The sequence below is a fragment of the Cohnella pontilimi genome, assembly GCF_005049045.1.
GTDB classification, from domain to species: Bacteria; Bacillota; Bacilli; order Paenibacillales; family Paenibacillaceae; genus Cohnella; species Cohnella pontilimi.
The window spans coordinates 320,120-343,565 of the sequence record NZ_SUPK01000005.1 but is presented as its reverse complement, the minus strand read 5'-3'; the positions used below and the strand labels follow the sequence as shown (position 1 = coordinate 343,565).

The 23,446-nt window shown below is 53.9% G+C and carries 22 protein-coding genes; all 22 read right to left on the bottom strand.

Annotated elements, in window-relative coordinates; translation table 11 throughout:
- Positions 1 to 101: 101 nt before the first annotated feature.
- The 22 genes from E5161_RS12340 to E5161_RS12235 all read right to left on the bottom strand — a co-directional run bounded on the left by E5161_RS12340 (position 102) and on the right by E5161_RS12235 (position 23,437).
- Complete coding sequence (locus E5161_RS12340; protein ID WP_342773863.1) at positions 102 to 773, bottom strand: PDDEXK family nuclease; 672 nt, start codon at positions 771 to 773, stop codon at positions 102 to 104.
- Positions 774 to 913: 140 nt separating this feature from the next.
- A complete protein-coding gene (argH, locus tag E5161_RS12335) occupies positions 914 to 2,329 on the bottom strand; it encodes an argininosuccinate lyase (RefSeq protein ID WP_136778112.1) in 1,416 nt (471 codons plus the stop codon).
- Positions 2,326 to 3,573 carry an argininosuccinate synthase gene (locus E5161_RS12330; protein WP_136778111.1) on the bottom strand — a complete coding sequence of 416 codons (1,248 nt, stop codon included), beginning with the start codon at positions 3,571 to 3,573 and terminating at the stop codon, positions 2,326 to 2,328. The genes argH and E5161_RS12330 overlap by 4 nt, the downstream gene beginning before the upstream one ends.
- Positions 3,574 to 3,621: 48 nt before the next feature.
- Positions 3,622 to 4,554: an ornithine carbamoyltransferase gene (gene argF, locus E5161_RS12325; protein ID WP_136778175.1), complete on the bottom strand. Its 933-nt coding sequence runs from the start codon at positions 4,552 to 4,554 to the stop codon at positions 3,622 to 3,624.
- A 43-nt stretch (positions 4,555 to 4,597) separates the two neighbouring features.
- Positions 4,598 to 5,782: an acetylornithine transaminase gene (locus E5161_RS12320; protein WP_136778110.1), complete on the bottom strand. Its 1,185-nt coding sequence runs from the start codon at positions 5,780 to 5,782 to the stop codon at positions 4,598 to 4,600.
- Complete coding sequence (gene argB, locus E5161_RS12315) at positions 5,779 to 6,579, bottom strand: acetylglutamate kinase (RefSeq protein ID WP_136778109.1); 801 nt, start codon at positions 6,577 to 6,579, stop codon at positions 5,779 to 5,781. Before argB ends, E5161_RS12320 begins: the two co-directional genes overlap by 4 nt.
- A gap of 14 nt (positions 6,580 to 6,593) precedes the next feature.
- Positions 6,594 to 7,826, bottom strand: a complete 1,233-nt coding sequence (argJ, locus tag E5161_RS12310) for a bifunctional glutamate N-acetyltransferase/amino-acid acetyltransferase ArgJ (protein ID WP_136778108.1) — start codon at positions 7,824 to 7,826, stop codon at positions 6,594 to 6,596.
- Positions 7,827 to 7,862: 36 nt separating this feature from the next.
- A complete protein-coding gene (argC, locus tag E5161_RS12305; protein ID WP_136778107.1) occupies positions 7,863 to 8,918 on the bottom strand; it encodes an N-acetyl-gamma-glutamyl-phosphate reductase in 1,056 nt (351 codons plus the stop codon).
- Positions 8,919 to 9,076: 158 nt separating this feature from the next.
- The gene (locus E5161_RS12300) at positions 9,077 to 9,985 is read right to left on the bottom strand and encodes a YitT family protein (RefSeq protein WP_136778106.1); all 909 of its coding nucleotides are present in this window, start codon (positions 9,983 to 9,985) and stop codon (positions 9,077 to 9,079) included.
- A gap of 84 nt (positions 9,986 to 10,069) precedes the next feature.
- A protein-coding gene (gene prfB / locus E5161_RS12295; protein WP_136778105.1) for a peptide chain release factor 2 occupies positions 10,070 to 11,189 on the bottom strand; the annotation gives its coding sequence in 2 pieces (ribosomal slippage) (positions 10,070 to 11,110 and positions 11,112 to 11,189; 1,119 coding nt in all).
- A gap of 24 nt (positions 11,190 to 11,213) precedes the next feature.
- Positions 11,214 to 13,721: a preprotein translocase subunit SecA gene (gene secA / locus E5161_RS12290; protein WP_136778104.1), complete on the bottom strand. Its 2,508-nt coding sequence runs from the start codon at positions 13,719 to 13,721 to the stop codon at positions 11,214 to 11,216.
- Positions 13,722 to 13,890: 169 nt separating this feature from the next.
- Entirely contained in the window at positions 13,891 to 14,457 is a 567-nt protein-coding gene (gene hpf, locus E5161_RS12285) for a ribosome hibernation-promoting factor, HPF/YfiA family (protein ID WP_136778103.1), read from the bottom strand.
- 198 nt (positions 14,458 to 14,655) lie between these two features.
- A complete protein-coding gene (locus tag E5161_RS12280; protein WP_136778102.1) occupies positions 14,656 to 14,853 on the bottom strand; it encodes a cold shock domain-containing protein in 198 nt (65 codons plus the stop codon).
- 143 nt (positions 14,854 to 14,996) lie between these two features.
- On the bottom strand, positions 14,997 to 15,695 hold the full coding sequence (locus E5161_RS12275; protein ID WP_136778101.1) for an acylneuraminate cytidylyltransferase family protein: 699 nt from the start codon (positions 15,693 to 15,695) through the stop codon (positions 14,997 to 14,999).
- Positions 15,692 to 16,738 carry a nucleotidyltransferase family protein gene (locus E5161_RS12270; protein WP_136778100.1) on the bottom strand — a complete coding sequence of 349 codons (1,047 nt, stop codon included), beginning with the start codon at positions 16,736 to 16,738 and terminating at the stop codon, positions 15,692 to 15,694. Before E5161_RS12270 ends, E5161_RS12275 begins: the two co-directional genes overlap by 4 nt.
- A 31-nt stretch (positions 16,739 to 16,769) precedes the next feature.
- Positions 16,770 to 17,432 carry a class I SAM-dependent methyltransferase gene (locus tag E5161_RS12265; RefSeq protein WP_136778099.1) on the bottom strand — a complete coding sequence of 221 codons (663 nt, stop codon included), beginning with the start codon at positions 17,430 to 17,432 and terminating at the stop codon, positions 16,770 to 16,772.
- An 11-nt stretch (positions 17,433 to 17,443) separates the two neighbouring features.
- A complete protein-coding gene (locus tag E5161_RS12260; protein WP_136778098.1) occupies positions 17,444 to 18,442 on the bottom strand; it encodes a GNAT family N-acetyltransferase in 999 nt (332 codons plus the stop codon).
- Entirely contained in the window at positions 18,426 to 19,520 is a 1,095-nt protein-coding gene (gene neuB / locus E5161_RS12255; protein WP_136778097.1) for an N-acetylneuraminate synthase, read from the bottom strand. The genes E5161_RS12260 and neuB overlap by 17 nt, the downstream gene beginning before the upstream one ends.
- Positions 19,517 to 20,188, bottom strand: a complete 672-nt coding sequence (locus E5161_RS12250; RefSeq protein ID WP_136778096.1) for a PIG-L deacetylase family protein — start codon at positions 20,186 to 20,188, stop codon at positions 19,517 to 19,519. The genes neuB and E5161_RS12250 overlap by 4 nt, the downstream gene beginning before the upstream one ends.
- Positions 20,185 to 21,093, bottom strand: coding sequence for a methionyl-tRNA formyltransferase (locus E5161_RS12245; protein ID WP_136778095.1), 909 nt, complete (start codon positions 21,091 to 21,093; stop codon positions 20,185 to 20,187). The genes E5161_RS12250 and E5161_RS12245 overlap by 4 nt, the downstream gene beginning before the upstream one ends.
- Before the next feature lie 5 nt (positions 21,094 to 21,098).
- The gene (gene neuC / locus E5161_RS12240; protein WP_136778094.1) at positions 21,099 to 22,253 is read right to left on the bottom strand and encodes a UDP-N-acetylglucosamine 2-epimerase; all 1,155 of its coding nucleotides are present in this window, start codon (positions 22,251 to 22,253) and stop codon (positions 21,099 to 21,101) included.
- Positions 22,253 to 23,437, bottom strand: coding sequence for a LegC family aminotransferase (locus E5161_RS12235; RefSeq protein WP_136778093.1), 1,185 nt, complete (start codon positions 23,435 to 23,437; stop codon positions 22,253 to 22,255). The genes neuC and E5161_RS12235 overlap by 1 nt, the downstream gene beginning before the upstream one ends.
- Positions 23,438 to 23,446: the final 9 nt, after the last annotated feature.

The following is a 23,446-nucleotide window of genomic DNA, read 5'->3' as shown; positions in this document are numbered from 1 at the left end:
TTTCGAGCAACCTCTTGTTTTGTTAAAAAATAACTGTATTCGAGTCTTTATTCGAACAAAACAGCCCAAAAAACCACTTTTTAACTGTACTTTAGCGGATATCAATCCAACAGCCTTCCTTTTACCAGTTCATACTGGAGCACCCGAACCCCGTTCTCCCGCACAATTGGACGCATCCGGCCCTTTACACACAAATTTTGAAGCATTCTGGTGGCTGTGCGGTTATTTACGCGCAGATGTCTCTCAACATCAATCGGTCTCACTTCTCGTACCAGCGTGATAGCCAAACGAATAATCTCCTGTTCGCCCAAAACCTGTCGTTCGGTCGGTTTGTTTTGCGGTTCGAATTGGCTGAGTAAGAAACGAAGCAGGGTGATGCAAAGTTCCGGCCGCTCGTTGACGTCGTCGTAGGAGAAGGAGACGACGCGGTAGCCGACACCTTGCAAAAATGTCTCCCGGATGCACTCGTCACAATGGCCTTTTCGATCTTTGTCCCGGACATGGGAGTTATAGCCTTTGATCTCGATGATCAGGCGGAGGTAATGGCCAAGCAGATAAGCGAAGTCGGCAAAATAAGGCCTGCCGCGCCAGTCCAGCACCTCGTATTCGGGATGAAGATCGTCGAAGTTACCTTTGAGTACGTACCATACTTTTTCTGAGAACAGCTTTTCCGCATGAGCGTGTCCTCGCTTCAATCTGCCCCGCCGCTCTCCTTTTCTACGGCCCAGGTGGCTGCCTATCCATTCCGTATGTGCTTTTTCAAAAGCCATCATCTAACTCCTCCTTGTAGCTTAAGAACGCAAAAACGCCCCGAATCCATCGGCAAGATGGATCGGGACGTTCTTCGTCACGTTTGTAAGGAGTATAACACACACGCAGCGGGAGGTGCGTTGAAAATTTGGCGTTCCACCACCTACCGGCACTTCTCCGCGTACTCCGCCACCCAGTCGGCGGTGCTCGCCAGCTCGGCTTCGGCGCGCGCGATGGCGGCCGACACTTGCGCAGTGGCTGTGCCGCCATAGACGTTGCGGGCGTTCACGACGCTCTCCGGCTGCAGCACCTCGTAGATCGACTCGTCGAACAAAGGAGAGAACTGCTTGAACTCCTCCAGCGTCAAGTCGAGCAGGAATTTACCCTGCTGGATGCAGTACAGCACCGTTTTGCCGATGACCTCGTGCGCCTGCCGGAACGGCAGTCCTTTCGCCGCGAGGAAGTCGGCGATGTCCGTGGCGTTCGAGAAGTCTTGATCGACGGCCCGCCGCATGCGATCCGCACGGACCTTCATCGTCGCAATCATCGGAGCGAACAACTGAAGCGCTCCTTGCAGCGTCTTCACGGTATCGAACATGCCTTCCTTGTCTTCCTGCATGTCTTTGTTGTAGGCAAGCGGCAAAGATTTCAGCACGGTCAGCAGACCGATCAAATTGCCGTACACCCGCCCGGTTTTGCCGCGGACAAGCTCCGGCACGTCCGGGTTTTTCTTCTGCGGCATGATACTCGATCCCGTGCAAAACGCGTCGTCCAGTTCGACAAACTGGAATTCCGTGCTGGACCACAGGATCAGTTCTTCGCTCAGCCGCGACAAATGCATCATAATCAAAGATGCATCAGCCAAAAACTCTACGATAAAGTCCCGGTCGCTGACCGCATCCAAGCTGTTCTCGTACACCCGCCCAAAACCGAGCTGCTGCGCCGTGAACAACCGGTCAATCGCGAACGTCGTGCCCGCCAGCGCACCCGCTCCGAGCGGCAAAGTATCCACCCGCTTGTAGCTGTCCTGCAGGCGCTCAATATCGCGGCCGAACATCGAGACGTACGCCATGAGATGATGCGCGAACAAAATCGGCTGGGCCCGCTGCAAATGCGTGTATCCCGGCACGATCGTATCCAAGTTCGCCTTCGCCTGTTCAAGGAGCGCGGTTTGCAGCTTCTGCAGCAGGTCTACGAACTCGACGACACGTTTGCGCAAATACAAATGCATATCCGTGGCTACTTGATCGTTGCGGCTCCGCCCGGTATGCAGCTTGCCGCCGACAGGCCCGATCTCCTCGATCAGCGCCTTTTCGATGCTCATATGGATATCTTCATCCGCCACCGCAAAAACATGATCCCCGTGCTGAATCCGGCCTCGTACCTTCTCCAGCCCTTCCTTGATCAACGCGACATCCTCCGCCGGCAGAATACCGCAGTGCCCCAGCATCGTCACGTGCGCCAGGCTGCCTTGAATGTCCTCCTCGGCCAACTCCTGATCGAAGGGGATAGAAGCCGTATACTCTTCCACCAGCTTGTCGGTTTGCTTCGTGAAACGGCCTCCCCACAGCTTGCTCATGACTTTCCGATCCCTTCTGCCCCGTTCACCCCGGAAGATACTTTCAGCCGCAAAGCATTCAAACGGATAAAGCCGGTAGCGTCGCCTTGATCGTAAGCCTGCGTCGGGTCCGCTTCCATCGTCGCGATATGCGGATTATACAAGCTGACCGGACTTTTCAGTCCTGCCGCCATGATGTTGCCCTTATACAGCTTCAGCCGCACGGTGCCGGTCACGTTTTTCTGGCTTTCCGCAACCAGCGCCTGAATGGCCAGCCGCTCCGGTGCGAACCAGAAGCCGTTGTATACAAGCGAGCTGTATTTCGAAATGAGAGAATCGCGCAAATGCATCACATCTCGGTCCATCGTCAGCGATTCCATTTTGCGGTGAGCCGTGAACAAAATCGTACCGCCCGGGGTTTCGTACACGCCGCGGCTCTTCATGCCGACGAAACGGTTCTCCACCATATCGACGCGTCCGATGCCGTGTTTCCCGCCGAGCTCGTTCAGCTTCTCCATGACGGCCAGCGGGCTGAGACGCTCACCATTCACCGCGACGCAGTTCCCCGCCTCAAAATCCAACTCCACATACTCGGCCTGATCCGGCGCTTTCTCCGGCGACACCGACAGCACATACATATCCTGCACTTCGTCCGCGCTGGAGTCGAACCATGGATCCTCGAGCATTCCGCTCTCAAAGCTGATGTGCAGCAGGTTGCGGTCCATCGAATACGGCTTCGAGGCCGAAGCCTGTACCGGGATGCCGTGTTTCTCCGCGTACGCGATCATTTCGGCGCGGCCCGGGAATGCTTCCCGGAACGCCGTATCCCGCCAAGGAGCGATGACCTTGATGTCCGGAGCCAGCGCAGCCGCGGTCAGTTCAAACCGCACCTGGTCGTTGCCCTTGCCCGTCGCGCCATGAGCGATGGCCGTCGCCCCTTCCGCGCGCGCAATTTCCACCATGCGCTTGGCAATCAAAGGACGTGCAATGCTCGTGCCCAACAAATATTGCCCTTCATACAACGCGCCTGCCTGGAACATCGGATAAATGAAATCCTTCGCGAACTCGGCCCGCAAATCGTCGATGTATACTTTGGATGCGCCGGTCTTTTTCGCTTTTTCCTCGAGCCCGTCGAGCTCTTCCTTTTGCCCGATGTCCGCGGTGAAGGTGATGATTTCGGCGTCGTACGTCTCTTTCAGCCAGGTGAGGATGACGGACGTATCAAGGCCGCCGGAGTATGCGAGTACGATTTTCTCTTTCGCCATGACGGTATCCCCTGCTTTCTCTATCCTAAAATGGTTCGGCTGCCCGGCTTACATGATGGCGGCCATGATCGCTTTCTGTGCGTGGAGACGGTTCTCGGCTTCATCGAAAATAACGGAGTTCGGCCCGTCAATGACCACTTCCGTCACTTCCTCGCCGCGGTGCGCCGGCAGACAGTGCATGAACAAAAAGTCGGCCTTCGCCTTTTGCACCAGCGCCTCGTTCACCTGGTAGTTGCGGAACGCGCGCTCGCGTTCTTTTTGCTCCTCTTCAAAGCCCATGCTGGCCCACACGTCGGTGTAGATAATGTCTGCATTCTCGACGGCCTCACGCGGATCGTGCAGCACTTCGATGCGGGCTCCCGTCTCGGAAGCCACGTCCTTCGCCGACTGCACGATGCCCGCATCCGGCTCATAGCCCTCGGGAGAAGCGCTGGCAAAATGCATTCCGAGCTTGCTTGCCCCCATCATGAGCGAATGGGCCATGTTATTGCCGTCGCCGATATATACGATTTTCAGCCCTTCCAAACGCCCCTTCATCTCGAGCACCGTCTGGTAGTCGGCCAGCGCCTGGCACGGATGGGATTGGTCGGACAGCGCGTTAATGACGGGAATCGTGGCCCCGCGCGCCAATTCGACCACATTGCGGTGACCGAACGTGCGGATGATGAGGCCGTCCAAATAACGGGACATCGTCATCGCCGTATCCCGGATCGTCTCTCCGCGGCCCATCTGAATATCGTTGCGGCTCAGGAACAGCGCTTGACCGCCCAACTGGTACATCCCGACTTCAAAAGAAATACGCGTGCGCGTGGACGATTTTTCGAAAATCATGCCGAGAGATTTGCCTTTCAGCGGTTGATACACCTCTCCGGCTTTCTGTTTGCGTTTCAGTTCAATGGCCAAATCGAGCAGATAGCGGATTTCTTCCGGCGTATAATCCATGAGCCCGAGAAAATCTCTGCCTTTGAGCCGGGACGCCATTTCCTCACGGTTGACGGTTGCATTCACGGCGTTCCCTCCATTCTTAGATTTGTTTTGCGGCTGCGCGTTCGGTCAGAACGGCGGCGATTAAAGCGACAGCTTCGTCGATCTCTTCGCGGGTCACGAGCAAGTTCGGCAGCAGCCGGATCACGTCCGGACCCGCGGATACGACGAGCAAGCCGCGCTTGTGCAATTCCGCGATCGCATCCGCTGTCGGCGCGTCACAGAGAATACCGACCAGCAGCCCTTTGCCGCGGATGTCGAGCACCCCCGGAATGTCGGTGAGACTCCGGCGCAATTCAGCAAATAAGTATTCCGACGCCTCGGCCGCCTTGGCTGGGACGTTGTCGTTTACGATCGTTTCCACCGTTGCGGCAACCGCCGCCATGGCGATCGGCGTACCGCCGAAGGTCGAGCCGTGCGAGCCGGCGGAGAAAGCTGCAACGAACGGCTGCTTCGCCAGCATCGCCCCAACCGGGAACCCGCTGCCGAGACCTTTTGCCAATGTGAAAATGTCCGGCTCCACATCATAGTGCTGAAAAGAGAACAGCTTGCCCGTGCGGCCCATGCCCGTTTGAATTTCATCGATGATGAGCAGCAAACCGTTCTGGTCGCAGAATGCGCGAACTTCCTTTAAAAACGCCGGATCCACCGGGATAACGCCGCCTTCCGCCTGCACGAGCTCGAGCATGACGGCCGCCGTCCGTTCTGTCACGGCCGCACGCAAAGCGTCCAGATCATGAAGCGGAACATGGACGAACCCTTCCGGCAGCGGCAAAAAGCCTTCTTTCACCTTATCTTGCCCGGTTGCCGTCAACGTCGCCAGCGTCCGTCCGTGGAACGATTGCGTGAACGTGATGATTTCGAAGCGGTTCTCCCCGCGCACCTTCTGATGATAACGGCGCGCCAGCTTGATCGCCGCCTCGTTGGCTTCCGCCCCGCTGTTGCAGAAAAACACCGCATCCGCACAGCTGTTATCCGTCAGAAGCTTAGCGGCTTTCTCTTGATTCGGGTTGGAGAACAGGTTCGACATGTGCCACAGCTCATCAAGCTGTTTCACGATCGCCTGCTTGACGGTCTCCGGCACATGGCCGAGATTCGTCACGGCGAGCCCGCTCATAAAATCGAGATACTGCTTGCCTTGGTCATCCCACAGGCGGCTTCCTTTGCCCTTCACCAAGGTGATCGGATAACGCGCATAAGTGGGAAACATTGCGCTTTCGCTCATTCCGCTCTCTCCCCTCGTACAATCCGGGTGCCGATGCCGCCTTCCCGCACCGCCCGGCTGAGTACCCGCTCCGCCGATCCGTCGACGATCAGCACCTCCCGCACGTTACCGTGCAGGCAGTTCATCGCGGCCCGGACTTTCGGAATCATGCCTCCGTAAATCTCACCGCTCGCGATCATTTCTTCGATTTCATCAAATGTCACTTCAGGTAAAACGATCTTCTCGCCATCCACCGTCCGCATAATGCCCGGAACATCCGTCACCACGATCATCGTGTCGACGCCCAGCTCCGAAGCCACCGCACCCGCGGCCGTATCGGCATTAATGTTATATTGCTGCCCTGCCGTGTCGATCCCGATCGGCGCGATGACCGGTAAATAGCCGAGCGCAACGACGCCTTCTACCAACGCAGCATTTACACCGATGATGTCGCCGACCAGCCCGACTTCCGCGCTGTTCTCGACCGGCCGAACTTCGATCAACCGGCCGTCCGTGCCAGAGAGTCCGATAGCCTGAACGCCGTTTTTCTGAAGCTTACGCACGATATCCTTGTTGATCCGCCCGGCGAGCACCATCTCCACGACTTCCAGCGTCGCCTCATCGGTGACGCGCAGCCCGTTCACAAACCGGCTTTCGATGCCGAGCTTGCCGAGCGCTTCATTAATCGCAGGTCCGCCGCCATGCACGATAACGGGGTGAACGCCGCTTTCTTGCAGCTCTCGAATATCCTCAAAAAAAGCGTCGGGCAGCGCAGCCAGCGTGCTGCCTCCGCATTTCATCACGAAACGGTTCGTCACGATCGCATTTCTCCTTACGTCCGGTAAGCGGCGTTGATGCGCACATAGTCGTACGTCAAATCGCAGCCCCAAGCCGTTGCCTTTCCGTCGCCCATGTGTAGATCGGCATAAATGCCGACCGTATCGCCTTTCAAATACAGCAGTGCAGCCTCTTCATCAAACGCAACCGGCCGCGATTGCTCCAGCACCGTGATGTCGCCCAGCCGGATATCGACCGTCCCGACATTCACCGGCTGTCCGGCGCGTCCGACAGCGGCGATGATCCGCCCCCAGTTCGCATCTGCGCCGAATACCGCGGACTTCACCAGGCTCGAGCCGATGATCGTCTTCGCGATCGCTTGAGCCGAATCGTCGCTTATTGCCCCGACCACCGTCGTCTCGATCAGCTTCGTCGCGCCTTCCCCGTCGCGCGCGATGGCTTTCGCCAGCTCGGCGCATACGTATCGCAAGCCTTCGGCAAACGCCGCATAATCCGGATGCTCGCGTGTCAGCTCCCGATGCTCCGCCAATCCGCTGGCCATTGCCAGCAGCATGTCGTTGGTACTGGTGTCTCCATCCACGGTAATCATGTTGAACGTCACGTTCGTCACTTCGCGCAGCAGCTCTTGAAGCAGCTCCGGCGAAATGACGGCGTCCGTCGTCACAAAGCCAAGCATCGTCGCCATGTTCGGATGGATCATGCCCGAGCCTTTGGCCGCTCCCGCGATGGTCACCGTTCGGCCATCCACATCCAAGCGCACGCACGCCGACTTTTTCACCAGATCCGTTGTGAGAATCGCCTGGCAAAAATCGTCGTCCCCCTGCTCGTCGCCCCGAAGCCGTCCCGGCAGCTTCTCAATGCCCGCCAACACGCGGTCCATCTTGAGCAGCTCGCCGATCACACCGGTCGACGCGACCGCCACCTGGTGAGCCGGCACACCCAGCTTCTCCGCCAAGCCCGCCCGCATCGCACGCGCGTCGGCTTCTCCCTGCTCCCCCGTGCAGGCATTGGCATTGCCGCTGTTCACGAGCATTGCGCGGAGCCGTCCACCTTGGGCCAGACTCTCGCGTGTCACTTGCAAAGGTGCCGCCTGGAACAAGTTCGTCGTGTACACCGCGGCAGCAGCCGCCTCGACCTCACACCAAATGACGCCGAGATCGTGCCGGTCCGTTTTTTTCAAACCGCAATGCAGCCCCCCGGCCCGAAAACCGGTCGGCAGCGTTACGCCGGCGCCATCCACGACCTCAAAAAGCTTCGCTTCCCCCATATCGTCTTTCCGTTCCTCTCCAAGTAAGTTGTGCCGTCACGGATAAGCCGGCGTAAACTGCAAGCCCAGCGTCTCCTCCCAGCCCATGGACAGGTTCAAGTTCTGGATCGCCTGCCCGGCCGCGCCTTTCACAAGGTTGTCGATCACGGAAATAATCGTCACCCGGCCCGTGCGCTCGTCGTTCGAGAATCCGATATCGCAATAATTGCTTCCCCATACTTCTTTCGTAGCCGGCCACTGGCCCGCATGTCGAACACGCACGAAGCTGCGGCCCTCGTAAAACTTGCGATACAGCTCCACGAATTCGGCGTCCGATCGTCGTTTCCCCGGCTGTGCGGCATACATGGTGCACATAATGCCCCGCGTCATCGGCACAAGATGGGGCGTGAACGTCACGGTGACCGGCCGCCCCGCCGCGCGGGCAAGCGCCTGCTCGATCTCCGGCGTGTGCTGGTGTTTGTTCAGCTTGTAGGCTTTAAAATTTTCATTGATTTCGGAAAAATGAGCGCTGAGGCTTAAGCCCCGTCCGGCGCCCGACACGCCGGATTTGGCGTCGATGATGAGGCTGTCCGAGTCGATCCATCCCGCTTCCACCGCCGGAAAAAGCCCCAGGATCGCTGCAGTGGCGTAACAGCCGGGATTCGAAATGAACGGCCGGCCGGCCGCCTCTTTCCCGAAAACCTCGCACAGTCCGTAGACCGCCTGCTCCACTTGCGCAGCCTCCGCCGGCTCGTGTTTGTACCATTTTCGATACGCCTCACCGTCTTTTAACCGAAAATCCCCGGACAGATCGATGATCTTGAGCCCAGCGGCCAAAAATTCCGGAGCAAGCTTCATGCTGACCCCGTGGGGAGTGGCGAGAAACACAACGTCGGCTTTCGATCGGATCAGCTCCGGATCCACCCCGTCCAGCGTATCCGTGCGAATCTCCGTAAGGTGCGGAAATCCTTCGGCAATTGGTGCCCCCGCACTGGAGGAGGAAATGACGGACGTAACGGTGACATTCGGATGAGCATGCAGCAAACGAATAAGTTCGACCCCGCCGTAGCCGGTGGAACCGACAATCGCGGCGCGGAGTGTGGAATGGCTCATAGACAGCTCTCCCATGCATATAAAAAGTACTAATGATTAAAAATTAGCCGATAACCAACTCGATTGTAACCTGCAAACAGGCACATATAAAAGAAAAAAAGGGGCTCGGCGGCCCCTGTTGAGGTTGTGTATTATTATACATTGATTGTTTTAATTATTCAATGGTCTTCGTGGAATCCTTCGCCGAGAACTTCCGCTGTATTGCTGATGATGACGAACGCCGAAGGATCCGCATCCCGGACCAAGGCTTTGAGCTTCGCCACCTCGTTCTGTCCGACAACGGCCAACAGGACGGGACGTTCCTCCCCTGTATAGCCGCCTTGTCCATGCAGCCGGGTCAACCCTCTGTCCAAATCATGCAATATGGCCTGCGATACTTGTTCCGGATAATTCGTGACGATAAACGCGGCTTTGGACGTCTGCAGACCGGTTTGTACGAAATCGATCGTTTTACTGGTGACAAACAGAGCAAGGAGTGCATACAAGGCGTTCTCTATGGAAATGAACAGACCCGCGGAAATGATGACGCAGGCGTCGAATGCGGCGACGGCGAGTCCGTACCGGATGCCGGTCAGGCGATGCAAAATTTGCGCGGCGATGTCCAATCCGCCGGTTGAGGAACGCCCTCGAAACACGATGCCCAACCCCAAGCCGACCCCAAGCCCGCCGTATATGGCGCCGAGCAGCGGATTATGCGACGGAGCGTCCGCGTGGGACGTGAGCAAGATAAGCAGAGGCATCATAAGGGAGCCGATGGCCGTCTTGATCCCGAATCGTCCCCCCAAGATCAGCAGACCCGCGATGAGCAGCGGAATATTGAGCGCCCATTGCGTGTAGGCAGGCGGAACGTCGAATACCGTGTTCAGAACGACGGAAACACCGGCCACGCCGCCGGAGGCGATTTTATTTGGGAGCAAAAATAGGTTAAAAGCGAATGCGATAATGAGCGACCCCACCAGCAGATAAACATAGGAGACAACCTCCTGAAGCCAGGGGGATAGACGCGGCCTTCTTTTTTCGGAGCGTTTCGATTTGGAAACTCGTATCGGCTTGTTTGTCGGGAGCATCGGTGTCCAGTCCTCTCTTCTCACACAAAAAATTCCTACACAAAAACGATATTGTGTAGGAATTCTGTGTCTGCTCTAGCTGTATTATTTTACTTCCTGCTTGATCTGGCTGCGAAGGTATCCGTCGATGAAGGCGTCGAGGTCGCCGTCCATGACGGCTCCGACGTTGCCTGTCTCCACCTGCGTGCGGTGATCCTTCACCATGCTGTACGGATGGAAAACGTAGGAGCGGATTTGGCTGCCCCACGCGATGTCCTTCTGCTCCCCGCGGATCGCGGCCAGCTCTTCCTGCTGCTTCTGAATCTCGAGCTCGTAGAGCTTCGATTGCAGCATCTTCATGGCGCGATCGCGGTTCGAAATCTGGGAGCGCTCGGTCTGGCACGCCACCACGATCCCCGTCGGGAGGTGCGTAAGCCGCACGGCCGAATCCGTCTTGTTGATGTGCTGCCCGCCCGCGCCGCTCGACCGGTAGGTGTCGACGCGAAGGTCTTCGGGCCGGATCTCGATTTTGACATCGTCCGGAATTTCCGGTACCACATCGCAGGACACGAACGAAGTATGGCGGCGTCCCGACGCGTCAAAAGGAGAAATCCGGACGAGGCGGTGAACGCCTTTCTCGGCTTTCAGGTAACCGTACGCGTTGTGGCCTTTGATCATAATTGTGACGCTTTTGATGCCGGCTTCGTCGCCGGGCAGATAGTCGAGCAGCTCCACCTTGAAGCCGCGCTTCTCCGCCCAACGGGTGTACATCCGGTAAAGCATGGAGGCCCAGTCTTGGGACTCGGTGCCGCCCGCGCCCGGATGCAGCTCCAAAATGCAGTTCGCCTTATCATACGGCTCATTCAGCAGCAGCTGCAGTTCGAACGAGTCCACTTTGTTGCGGAGCGCCGTTACGTTCTCCGACCACTCCGCGGCCAGCTCGTCATCGTCTTCCATTTCGAGAATTTCCATCATATCTTCCAGATCTTTGCGCTCATTGTCCAGCTGCTCATACTGCTCGACCACGGACTTGATCGCATTCATCTCGGAGATGATGCTTTGCGCCTTGTCGTTATCGTCCCAAAAATCAGGAGCGCTCATCTTGACCTCATAGTTCTCGATTTGCTCGCGTTTGAGGTCTAAGTCAAAGAGACCCCCTGAGTTGCTGTAATCGCTTCGCGCTTTCGCGAAGGTCTTGCTTGACTGTTATGTCGAGTTCGGACATGGTTGCCTTCACCTCTTGATTATTCTATGCACCGTGGCAATGTTTGTACTTCTTGCCGCTGCCGCATGGGCACGGATCGTTGCGTCCGACCTCTTCGGCGCTGCGCTTCACCGGCTTCTTCGGTCCGGCTTCCGCTTTCGGGTCCACGGCTTGCCCTTCGGCCACCGCTTCCCTTTGCAGGTTGCTTTCCACATGGGCCTTCATCGTGTAGAGCGTAATCTCTTCTTCAATCCGTTCGATCATGGCGAGGAACATATTATGGCCTTCGAACTGATATTCGCGAAGCGGATCGTTACCGCCGTACGCCCGCAAATGAATACCTTGGCGCAGTTGGTCCATCGCGTCGATATGATCCATCCACTTGCTGTCGACGGCGCGGAGTACGATGACTTTCTCGAACTCGCGCATCGTCACGGAGCCGATCATCTCTTCGCGCTCGTCGTACAGCTGTTCGACGCGCTCCATGATGAAGTCGATCATTTCCGGCTTTTCCTTGCCCCAAAGGTCTTCTTTGGTCAGGCGGTTTTCCGGCAAGTAGTGAGCGTAAGAGTAGGCGAGCAGCCCTTCCAGATCCCAATCCTCCGGCACATCCTCGTCGGAACAGTGAGATTCCACCGCACGGGTGACCGTGGCACGGATCATGCCCATAACGATGTCGCGGATGTTTTCCGAGTTCAAGATCTCGCGGCGGTCACCATATATTTTCTCACGTTGAAGGTTAATGACGTCATCGTACTGCAGGACGATGCGGCGGGCATCGAAGTTGCTGCCCTCGACGCGCTTCTGGGCGGATTCGATGGCACGGGTAATGAGCCGGCTCTCGATCGGAGAATCCTCGTCGAAGCCGAGCCGCTCCATCATGCCCATGATGTTGTCCGCGCCGAAACGGCGCATCAGCTCATCCTGCATGGAGAGATAGAACTGCGAAGAACCCGGGTCGCCCTGACGGCCGGCGCGGCCGCGCAGCTGGTTGTCGATCCGGCGGGATTCATGCCGTTCCGTACCGATGATATGAAGGCCACCGAGGTCCGGCACGCCTTCTCCGAGCAGAATGTCGGTACCGCGGCCCGCCATGTTGGTGGCGATCGTCACGGTTCCGCGCTGGCCGGCGTTGGCGATGATCGCCGCCTCTTCCGCGTGATACTTGGCGTTGAGCACCTGGTGCTTGACGCCTTTCTTCTTCAGCATGTCCGACACGCGCTCGGAGTTCTCGATCGATACGGTACCAACCAGCACCGGTTGGCCGGTCTGGTGACGTTTCACGATTTCTTCCACGACCGCTTTAAACTTGCCGTTCTCGGATTTGTACACAACATCCGGCATGTCGTTCCGGATCATCGGACGGTTGGTCGGGACTTGAACGACTTCAAGGCCGTAAATCCGCTTGAACTCTTCTTCCTCCGTCTTCGCCGTACCGGTCATGCCGGCCAGCTTGCGGTACATCCGGAAGTAGTTTTGGAACGTAATCGTTGCGAGGGTCATGCTCTCGTTCTGGACTTCGAGCTGCTCCTTCGCTTCGATCGCCTGGTGCAAGCCGTCGCTGTAACGGCGGCCGGCCATGAGCCGTCCCGTGAATTCGTCGACGATTAGGACTTCGTCTTCCTGCACCACATAATCCACGTCCCGTCTCATGATAAACCGGGCACGGAGCGCTTGGTTAATGTGGTGGTTCAACGTGACATGCTCGTGGGAGAACAGGTTGTCGATGCCGAACGCTTTCTCCGTTTTGGAGACGCCTTGTTCGGTCAAGGAGATGCTGCGCATCTTCACATCGATCGTAAAGTCTTCCGTCTCCTGGAGACGGCTGACGAAACGGTCGGCGGCGTAGTACAGTTCAGTAGACTTCTGCGCCTGGCCGCTGATGATGAGCGGCGTACGCGCTTCGTCGATCAGAATGGAGTCGACTTCGTCGATGATGGCATAATAAAGCGGCCGCTGGACCATCTGCTCTTTGTAGAGCACCATGTTGTCCCGCAAATAATCGAAGCCGTATTCGTTGTTCGTACCATATGTGATATCGCAAGCATACGCAGCTTGTTTTTCCTCATGGCTCATGCCGTTGAGGTTACAGCCGACGGTCATGCCGAGAAACGTGTAGATTTGGCCCATTTCCTGGCTGTCGCGCTGCGCCAGGTAATCGTTCACCGTGACGAGATGCACGCCTTTGCCGGCCAGGGCGTTAAGGTAAACGGCGAGCGTACCGACAAGCGTTTTGCCTTCGCCGGTTTTCATCTCCGGGATTTTGCCCTGATGAAGCACCATGCCGCCGATGAGCTGAACATCATAATGCCGCTTATTCAGCACGCGCTTGGACGTTTCACGAACGACCGCGAACGCTTCCGGAAGCAGGTCGTCCAGCGTTTCGCCTTTTTCCAGGCGGGCGCGGAACTCTTCCGTTTTGTTGCGGAGCTGCTCATCGCTGAGCGCCGCAATCGTCGGTTCGAGCTCGTTGATTTGCTCCACCGTACGGGACATGCGTTTTATTTCACGTTCATTAGCGTCACCGAATATTTTTTTGACGAGTCCGAGCATTGGGAACCCCTCTCTCCTGCATGTATGGCAGTATCTATTTATTTTAACAGTTTGCCGGAAGGGGGGCAACAAAATGAGACTGGAAACGGGGCGACGGCCATGTGCGGATACGAGAGCGTGCACGCTAAAAAGCTCCGGCAAAGGCGGCCGGAGCTTTCGTCATTATCGGTTATTCCGCGGTTTCGATCAATCCGTATTTCCCATCGCTGCGTCTGTAAACCACGTTTACCTGTTTGGTATCGGTATTCGCAAATACGTAGAAGCTGTGACCCACCATGTTCATTTGAAGGATCGCTTCTTCCACATCCATAGGCTTCATACTGAAGCGCTTCGTTCTCACCAGCTCCAGCTCATCTTCGTCCTCGTGAGTCAACGTGCTCACCGGCGGCGAGCCAGTCGCTGATGCCTCCTCCTTAAACAGTCTGGCCGTGCCTTCATGGCGAAGCTTCCGGTTCAATTTGGTCTTGTGCTTGCGGATTTGTCTTTCGAGTTTGTCCACTACGCAATCAATAGACGCGTACATGTCGTCACGCTTCTCTTCTGCGCGAAGCGTAACGCCCGGCAGCGGGATCGTCACTTCGACCGCATGCTGCCCTTTGGTGACCGCCATTGTCACCTGCACATCAGATTGGGGAGGTGCTTCAAAATACCGTTCCAGCCGACTGAGCTTCTTACCGACGTAATCCCGGAGAGCATCCGTCACTTCCATACGCTGACCACGAATATTGTACTGCATAGGCAAACCTCCTTTGCTGATTTCATTTTACCATAGCATGAGGAGGCGTTCCATTAACATTGGGATAATATTTTTGAATTTTTTGATAACTTGCTTGGTTAAACAAAAACCCCGGATTTCTCCGAGGTTGGGTGGCCGGCAAATCGAATACGGTAACCGACAATTCTATTTATTTCGGCGGATGAATCCGCTGGATGATTACGCTCTTGTTACGTTTGCTGCTTGCGGTCCGCGAGCGCCTTGTACGATGTCAAACTCTACAGCTTGACCTTCTTCAAGGGATTTGTAGCCGTCCATTTGGATCGCGGAGAAGTGAACGAAAACGTCGCCGCCCTCTTCCGTTTCGATGAAGCCGTAACCTTTTTCTGCGTTAAACCATTTTACTTTTCCCTGCATGTGCGTTAACATTCCCTTCATTGTTCAGATACATAGGATTTTTAAGAAGAAAGGCGATTTGGCCTGGCACACACCCCGAATATAACATTGGGGAAAGTTGGGTGTCAATAATTTTTTGTAAGCGGATACAGCCACATCTTCCTTTATGCATCCATGCTCATTTTTCTTATTCGAAGTTCCGCAATCTCAAAGTCTTCCCATGTGTCAATGTCCAAAGAACGTTCTCTTGGCATGATAGATGCCAGGGTTCGGTCGTCCAGTAATTTTTTTGTCTCCATCAGGTGCTCCCGTTGCAAGGCGTAAACAGCACCGTTCAACACGTAAACGGGAGCAAGCTTCTGACGGGGCAAGCTGCGGTCTTCCGCTTGAAGAACCGGCATCATACCGCCCGTCTCGTCGAGATTATACATCCAAAGTGGTGACTTATCCGCCTGTGTGACAGTGACACAGGATGTTGCGTTTGAAGAAACCAATGTTTCCAGGCATGCCTCTATATCATCCGGTTTTCTTAGTGGAGAAGTCGGTTGAAGCAGCACGATCAAATCATAGCCCGCAATTGTCGACGCCGCATGCAAAACAGGCTCTACTCCCGGTGTATCGTCTTTAGCCAATTCCTCCGGTCGCAAAAAAGGGACATCTCCTCCCCATTCCCTCGATACGGCCGCAATTTCACTATCCTCCGTACTAATAATGCACCTATCTATGTAACGTGAAGCTTTCGCACATTCGATGGTCCATGAAATGAGCGGTTTTCCCGCCAGCGGGTGAATATTTTTACGCAAAACGCCTTTAGATCCTCCTCTGGCAGTAATGACTGCCAGAACCGATCGCCCAGCAATCATCCGAACACCTCCAAAAACTCGCCGTTCGCTCTTTCAAAATCGTCCAGTCTCCCAATGTCCATCCAGTATTCCCGGATGGGATAGGCTCCGGTCTTAAAGCCGTCTTTTATCAGTGAATCAAACAGAGTGGTCATGTCTAAAAATTGCCGCGGTGGAATACGATCCACCACTTCCGGGGACATCGCGTATATGCCTGCATTAATGAAATAACGATGCAGAGGCTTTTCCTTCAGTCCCACCAGCCGCTGCTTGTCCACTTCGACTACACCATAAGGCACTTGATAGTCATATTCACGTAGACACATACTCGCGATGGCGCCTTGTTCCTCGTGGAATTGCAGCAATTGATTAAAATCAACCTTCGTCAGAAGATCTCCGTTCATGATGAGGAATGGGAGTTTGGGCCTTTCGGGAAGCAAACTTAGCGCGCCTGCGGTGCCGAGCCGCATGTTTTCCCGCAAGTATCGAATCTCGACGCCAAAACCGGCTCCGTCTCCGAAGTGTTGTATAATTTTATCGGCCATGTAATTTACAGATAATAGAAAATGGCGAAATCCCTGTCGTTTAAAATTATCGATGATCGTCTCAAGCAAAGGCTTACCGCCGATTTTGAGCATCGGCTTAGGACAATTGTCCGTAAGCGGGCGCAGCCTTGTTCCAAGCCCTCCGGCCATAATGACAACCCAATTTTCTTTTACCGGCACCCGTTGCAGTTCATCAAGAAACACAAAGTCGATAAACAAGCCTTCTTCATCAACGATTGGAAGCTGTCTGATCCGATGCAAAACCATCTTGTCGAGCCATTGTTTTTTGGATTCATAGGTTAGACCGATTATCGGTGTTTCATTCATTACATCCGTTACGGAACTATCCAGCGATACGCCCTTCAAAATCCCACGGCGGATATCACCGTCGGTAAGCGTACCGGCAAGCTGCTTCCGCTCGTTGAGTACAGCTGCGATTTGCATGCCGCCTCTGTCTATAATCCGAAGCGCGTCGAGAATGGTGCTCTGAGGAGAAACAGTGATGTGGACCCACTTCATATGCATACCTCCTCAACCCTGCCGGCAAAAGTTATTTATGACCGATGATAATCCACTCTTTTATCGTATTGGCGCCATTATTCACCGTACGTGACAGAAGCTCCACTTCATCAATATGCAGCGGATTCGTTAGATCGGGAATTTCTTCCTTGGTCGTAAATCGAGAGAAACCTTTGTCCAGCAACGGACCCTCTGAGACAATCCACGCATGGTGTCCAACCGATGTTCCCGTTTGATCTCCCCATGAACCGTCGGCAAATGTCCGCGAATAAAATTTACCGCCCGGTTTTAGAACTCGATGTGTTTCCCGGTACATTCGTTGGGCTGACTCAAAAGAATTGCAGGAGATGGCTTGGTTATCGATAACCGCATCAAATAGATTATCAACATAAGGAAGTTCAAGAATGTCGCCGATCCTGATTTCACCATTCCAGTTGGGAACCTCTTGGTCCAATCTGGCTTTGGCCTTGTGGACCGCCGTTGAGGAACCATCTATTCCTTCCACCGTAAAACCTTCCCGTGCGATATACCACAAGTTTGCTCCCGGGCCGCAGCCGATTTCCAATATCCGCACATCTCTACGATCGACAGCGCGGTAAAAGTTTCTTGCCACGAAACGTATCAAATCTTCACCAGGATACTTGCCCCATTCACTGTTTCTAAACACTTCATCCCATGCGGAGTCCCACCCCATGCGAATCCCTCCTAATAACGATAGAACAGCACTCGATCCGGCGATTTTCCGCGTTCTTTCTTCCATTCTTGCTTCCATCGCTCATAGATATCCGGAAGGAATACTGTCTTGCCGATCATAAAATCACCCTCAAGCTTAGAGAATCCTTGTTTAAAAAATAACAGTGAATTGTCCGATAAGCCGTTGGTGCCCCCGCCCAAGTGAAGCCAATTGAAACCTCGCTCCTTGAGCGACACAATGGCTTCATGCATGAGAGAAACCATGGCACCGGCCTGCTTACCCAATTGGTTCGAAGCCCCAAGCAAATATTCAGCCCCTTCGGCTCCTAGAGGGAATACGGCAGCTGCCACAACTTCTTCCCGCAGATAAGAAGCTAAATAGAGAGAAGGCAGGGACTTGAAGAGTGCGTCGAAATACGCGGCAGGAAAATGGTAGAAGGATTCGGCTTCAAGTTCGTGCATCAGCTCCGAGTAAATAGCAGGAAACAAAGCGGCGAACGTATCCCTGTCCACTACACGTGTCTGGACTTCCTGACTGATTGCTTGTTTCAGCTTTCTTTTGGTCAATTGCCGATAGCCGCGGCTTGGATCCTCATCGTTTAAATTCACGATAACGGTTGTTCTGTCGACCCATGCTTGTCCACTATATATATCGGCATTTTGGATAACAGGATGAAATCGAATAAATTCAGCTACGACTCCCGTCTCGATACACCATTTGGCATATCGTTCGTTCGCTCTGCGAAGGAAGTCCGGATCTCTATTCGAGGAAACAGGCCCGCCATATCCGTATGGAGATTGTATGTCATAATGCTTCGAATTTGCGATTCGGGACAAATGAAAACCATGTATCCATTTATCCCTGCCCTCTATATACGCGAACACAACGGGCTGCAGCTCCGGATCTCTAGCGGCATCGGCCCATATGTAGTCGGGGTGAAGCGTCGGAATTTGCAGCGGCGCCGGCAGCTCCTGAAACAACCGAACAGCTTGTTCACGTCCCAAGAGCATGCGGGTCAATCACCTCGTCTTCCTCGTAATCGCGATTCGCCGAGATACCCAAATATTCCCAATAACGCATCGGGGAAACACCGGTGCCCGGCCTCTTTGCTGTCAAATTATATTCTGAGAACAATTCCCCTTTTCGGATCGGTACGGAAGCGACCAGACTCTTTCTCACAATGCCTAGATTCTTTTGTTCACTGGCAGCGGGAACCTTCACGGATCGTCCTATGGCAGCCTCAGTCTGACGAATACCTTCGATCATGCGCTTCAAATCGGACGGCTCTAAGGATGCCTGGTGATCGGGACCAGGCAATCGGCGGTCAAGTGTGAAATGTTTCTCGATGACTCGCGCTCCGCGCGCTACCGCGGCAATCGGAATAGCAATTCCGTCCGTATGATCCGATAAACCGGTCTTCAAACCGAAGGCTTGGGCGAACGTGTCTATTACACGTAAATTCACATCGTCAAAAGGCGTCGGATACTCGGTCGTACAGTGCAGCAGCGTCACTTTTTCCTGAAGCAGCCTTTGTCCTTCAGAAGAATAATAGGCCTTCATAAAATGATCGGTTGTCGGAAGGCCGTTTTGACCCATGTAACCGAAAGCAAGCACCGCAAGCGCCGACTCCACCTCACCGAGAGTGCACATTCCGGTTGATAGAATGATGTCTACACCTGTGCGTGCAATTTGCAGCAGCAAAGGTGCATTCACCACTTCGCCGGATGGAATCTTAACCGTTTTCAACCGAAAGTAATCGGTAAGCATGGCTGCACTTTCATGGTCGAAGGGAGTCGACAAAAATTCAATGCCCTCCTGCTTGCAATAGGCAATGAGCTCGGCATGAGCTTCCTGGTTCAGCTCAAGCTTTTTCACCATGTCGAATTGGGATTCTTCCTTGTCCGTCGATACCGTTTGATACTCCGCCTTGGGTGCATGACGGCTGATCTCGTTCTCCGTTTTGAAAGACTGGAACTTCACGGCATCCGCGCCTGCCTCCAGGGCAGCGTCAATCAACTGCTTGGCCATTTGCAGAGAACCGTTGTGATTCACGCCAGCCTCCGCAATGATATATGTTCGAACGCTCACTGGATGACCTCCTTGAGAAGCATGAAGGCTTCAGCCGCATGCACACCTGCAGCAGAGCCTCTATAACGAGCCAAAGCTTCCATGCTCACTTTGCTTCTTGGAAAAGGAAATTCTGCGATTTCCGAATCAAAGGTTTGCATGATGGACCACTTTCTATCCATGAAATCACTAATGTTTACATATACATTGGGACGAAATCCATTGGCATCCGGATTTAACCCGAACTCAGTCTCGGAAAGCGTTTCATAAGCCAGAACTTTTCTCACAAAAGGATACCTGAACCACTTCGAACAGGAGATCGCCGCATCAAAGACGTATTTATGATCCGAGTGTACGTCGCCGCGATAAGGCACATAGACGGTGTCAGGTTCGACAGCACGGAAAACTTCCGCCATATCCTGCACCAATTCTCCGAAAGGAAGCTCATCCAATTTGGTCGTCGGTTTATGTAACGAAAACGTTCGGCGAAATGGGTAGAGACGAGCGACTTCCGCAATCTCCCGGTCCCTTTCCGCCACTCTTTCCGAAGTATATCCCGAGTTGACGTCAATCCCCGTTACGATCAACCAATACACCTCGTCGCCCGACTCGATATGCTTAAGCAGCGTACCTCCGCAGCCCAACGTTTCATCATCAGGATGTGGTGCGATAACCAAAACTTTTTTCATAGGTAAGCTCCCTCCTTCGGGATGTTCGTTAACCCATGCTCCGTAAGGCGAATGACCCCTTCTCCACATTTGACCCACAAGATATGACCTTCTATACGCAACACTTTTCCCGGCTCAATATGGGAACGTCTGTCTTCAACAACAGCTACGTCGCTCTTCCACACTTTCACTTCTTCGCCTTGATACATAAAATGGGCGCCAACGTATGGTCTTGTTAATCCTCGAATCAGGTTATAGATGGAATGGGCAGACATGCGCCAATCGATCTGCCCGTCGGCCTGTCCCCGTTTTCTCCAGACGTTGGCTGATTGATGGTCTTGCGGCGTTCGCCGATAGCGGTCATCCCTGAGCAGTACCGTGAACTCTCGAATTTGCTCCAAAGCAACTGCGGTCATTTTACGGTAGAGAGAAGCAGCGTCGTCATCCTGGGCGATCGGCAATCGAGCCTGATGTAGCAAATCCCCGTTGTCGGCACCTTCCCCCATGAAAAAAAAGGAAGAGCCCGTCTCGCTCAATCCAAGTACCAAGGCCCATATCAACGGATGCCTCCCCCGATTGGCCGGAAGCAGCGTCGGATGATAACCGATGACACCCAGTCTGGGTATGTTCAATATTTCTTGGCTCAGCAAATAGGACCAACCGAAACAATAGACAACATCAGGACTCCAGCTCCGTATCTGTTTGGCCATGGATGATTGATCGTTGCCCGACGCAATTAACACCGGAATGCCCTTTGACTCCGCCAGTTCCTTTAAGCTGCGGAAATCCGAATTAAAATCCGACTTTTCTCGGGTGATAACACCCGTAATCCGTATCCGATCCTTCAGAGGCAACGTTAATAGTTCGGTAAGAGCATCATAACTGAATTGTACGCAACCGATGAAAACGATCTTGAGTTCATTCATTGGGTTCATCCCTCGTAAAAACGTTTCATCAATATCCTGTCTAACGGATACGATTTCACGATCTCTTTGATGCGCGGCGCCGTATCACCATTGCCGTACAATGAAGTCATATCTTGAAGCCCCTCCTGAAACGAAGGCGACAAAGCTTTCCGAATCGCACAAGAAATTTCGTCTGCCGAATCCCCGCATTCAAGGACAGATCTAGACTTCATGCGTCCCTTCTGTCGATCCCCGATATCGACGGTCGGCTTTTTGAACATCGGCACCTCGATCACACCGCTGGAGGAATTTCCAATCACTGCGTCGACATGCTGAATGGCACTCAAATATCGCAATTGGCCCATGGACACGAACGAGACGCATCGATCCTTGTGACGAGCTGCGTATTGATCGATCATTTCCCCGATGATGCGGCCGTCCATGTCAGAATTCGGTTTTGTGAAAATGATGTGAGCTTTCGGAAACTGATCGAGCGCATGCAGTAAATCAGCAACTAAATCGGACGAATCGCGCTGCGCCAGCGTCAAGGGATGATACGTTACCAAAAAGTTCAGCGGGCCTAACCGAAAATCGATGGACTTCTCGAACGACTCCCTGTCTAGCAGTTGCAGCTTTTTTATATTATCCAGTCCTACAGCACCTACATTAAATACACGATCCGGCTGCTCACCTAAGCGAATAACGCGTTCTCTGTACTTCTCTGTAGCGGTAAAATGCAAATGGGACATTTTCGTGATGGAGTGACGGATCGCTTCATCGATTAAGCCTTCCGTACTTTCCCCGCCATGCAGATGGCACACCGGAATATTTGCGATCATAGCCGCTTGAACGGCAACCATAATTTCATAACGGTCACCGAGAACCAGAATCAAATCCGGCTTCAACAATGCGAATACATCAGCAAAGCCGATCAATCCCAGACCCATGGATTTGGAAATGCCGACGGGAGTATCGCTGGAGAGCAACATTTCCACTTTGGCATGGATAACGAAGCCGTCTTCTTCCATTTGTCGATAGGTCAGTCCGAATTCCGGGGACAAATGCATTCCGGTCGCTACAAGCTGCAGAGTCAATTCCGGATCGTTCTCGATCTCCTTCAAGAGCCAGTACATCAGCCCATACTCGGCACGGGATCCGGTAATCACACAAATTTTTCTCATTACTCTTCTCCTGCGCAGTTGGGACTGCTCGGTATATTAATGATCCGTTTTGCCAATTCCTCGGTTACCGGGAGAGGCATGGATGGGCTGGATTCATAAATCTTCAGCTTATGCATCGGAGTCCAGACAGGACGTGTCATTAACCCCGACTCATTCGTCCTGCGCAGTATCTCATTGCGTAAACCTATATCGGGTGAATCCAGCATGAGCACCTGCAGCCAGTAGTTGCTCTGTGCAAACTCCGGTTCAATAAACAGTCGAATCCCAGGAACTTTTGCAAATTCCCCAAAATATCTGGCCGTCAATTCTCTTTTCCTGTTGAGGAAGGACGGAAGTCTTTCAAGCTGGCCATAACCTAAAGCGGCGTTCAAGTTCGGCATCCGGTAATTATAACCGATCTGATCGTGATCGAAATTCCACGCATGAGGCAGCTTAGCTGTAGTCGTCAAATGTTTGGCCTGCCTGGCGAGTGACTCATCTTGCGTTAATATCGCACCGCCCCCGCCGGTCGTTACAATTTTATTACCGTTAAAGCTAAGTGCAGCCAACCTCCCGAATGTGCCGGTATGCCGCCCTTTATACCAAGATCCCAGAGACTCCGCGGCATCTTCTACCAGTACAAGGTTAAACCGTTCGCACAATTGCACGATCGGTTCGAGATCGACCGGATGTCCGAATGAATGCATAGGCACGACCGCCTTGATAGGCCGGCCGGTGTGTCGATTGAAGCTTTGTTTATCTCGATTGATTACGATATCAGACAAATATTGTTCCAGCTTGTTTACGTCAATTCCCAACGTGACTTCCGAAACATCCGCAAAGTGAGGAATGGCCCCGCAATAGCTGACGGCATTGGCAGACGCCACGAAAGTCAGCGAGGGAACGATCACTTCGTCGCCGGCGTTGACTCCGGCAAGAAGCAGGCAGATATGAAGAGCGGCCGTGCCGTTCACGACCGCTACCGCATATTTTGAACCCGTATATTCGGCCAACCGTGCCTCGAATGCTTCAACATATTTACCGGCCGATGAAACCCATCCGGTATCCAAGCAGTCTTTTACATACTCCCATTCGTTTCCACGAAATTCAGGCTGGTGCAACGCAGCCAGTTGCGGATTTCCTTCAATAGCATTTCGAATGGCGGCTACAACGACATCCGCCTGATGAAATGGATCAGCGCTCATGTCCTTGTC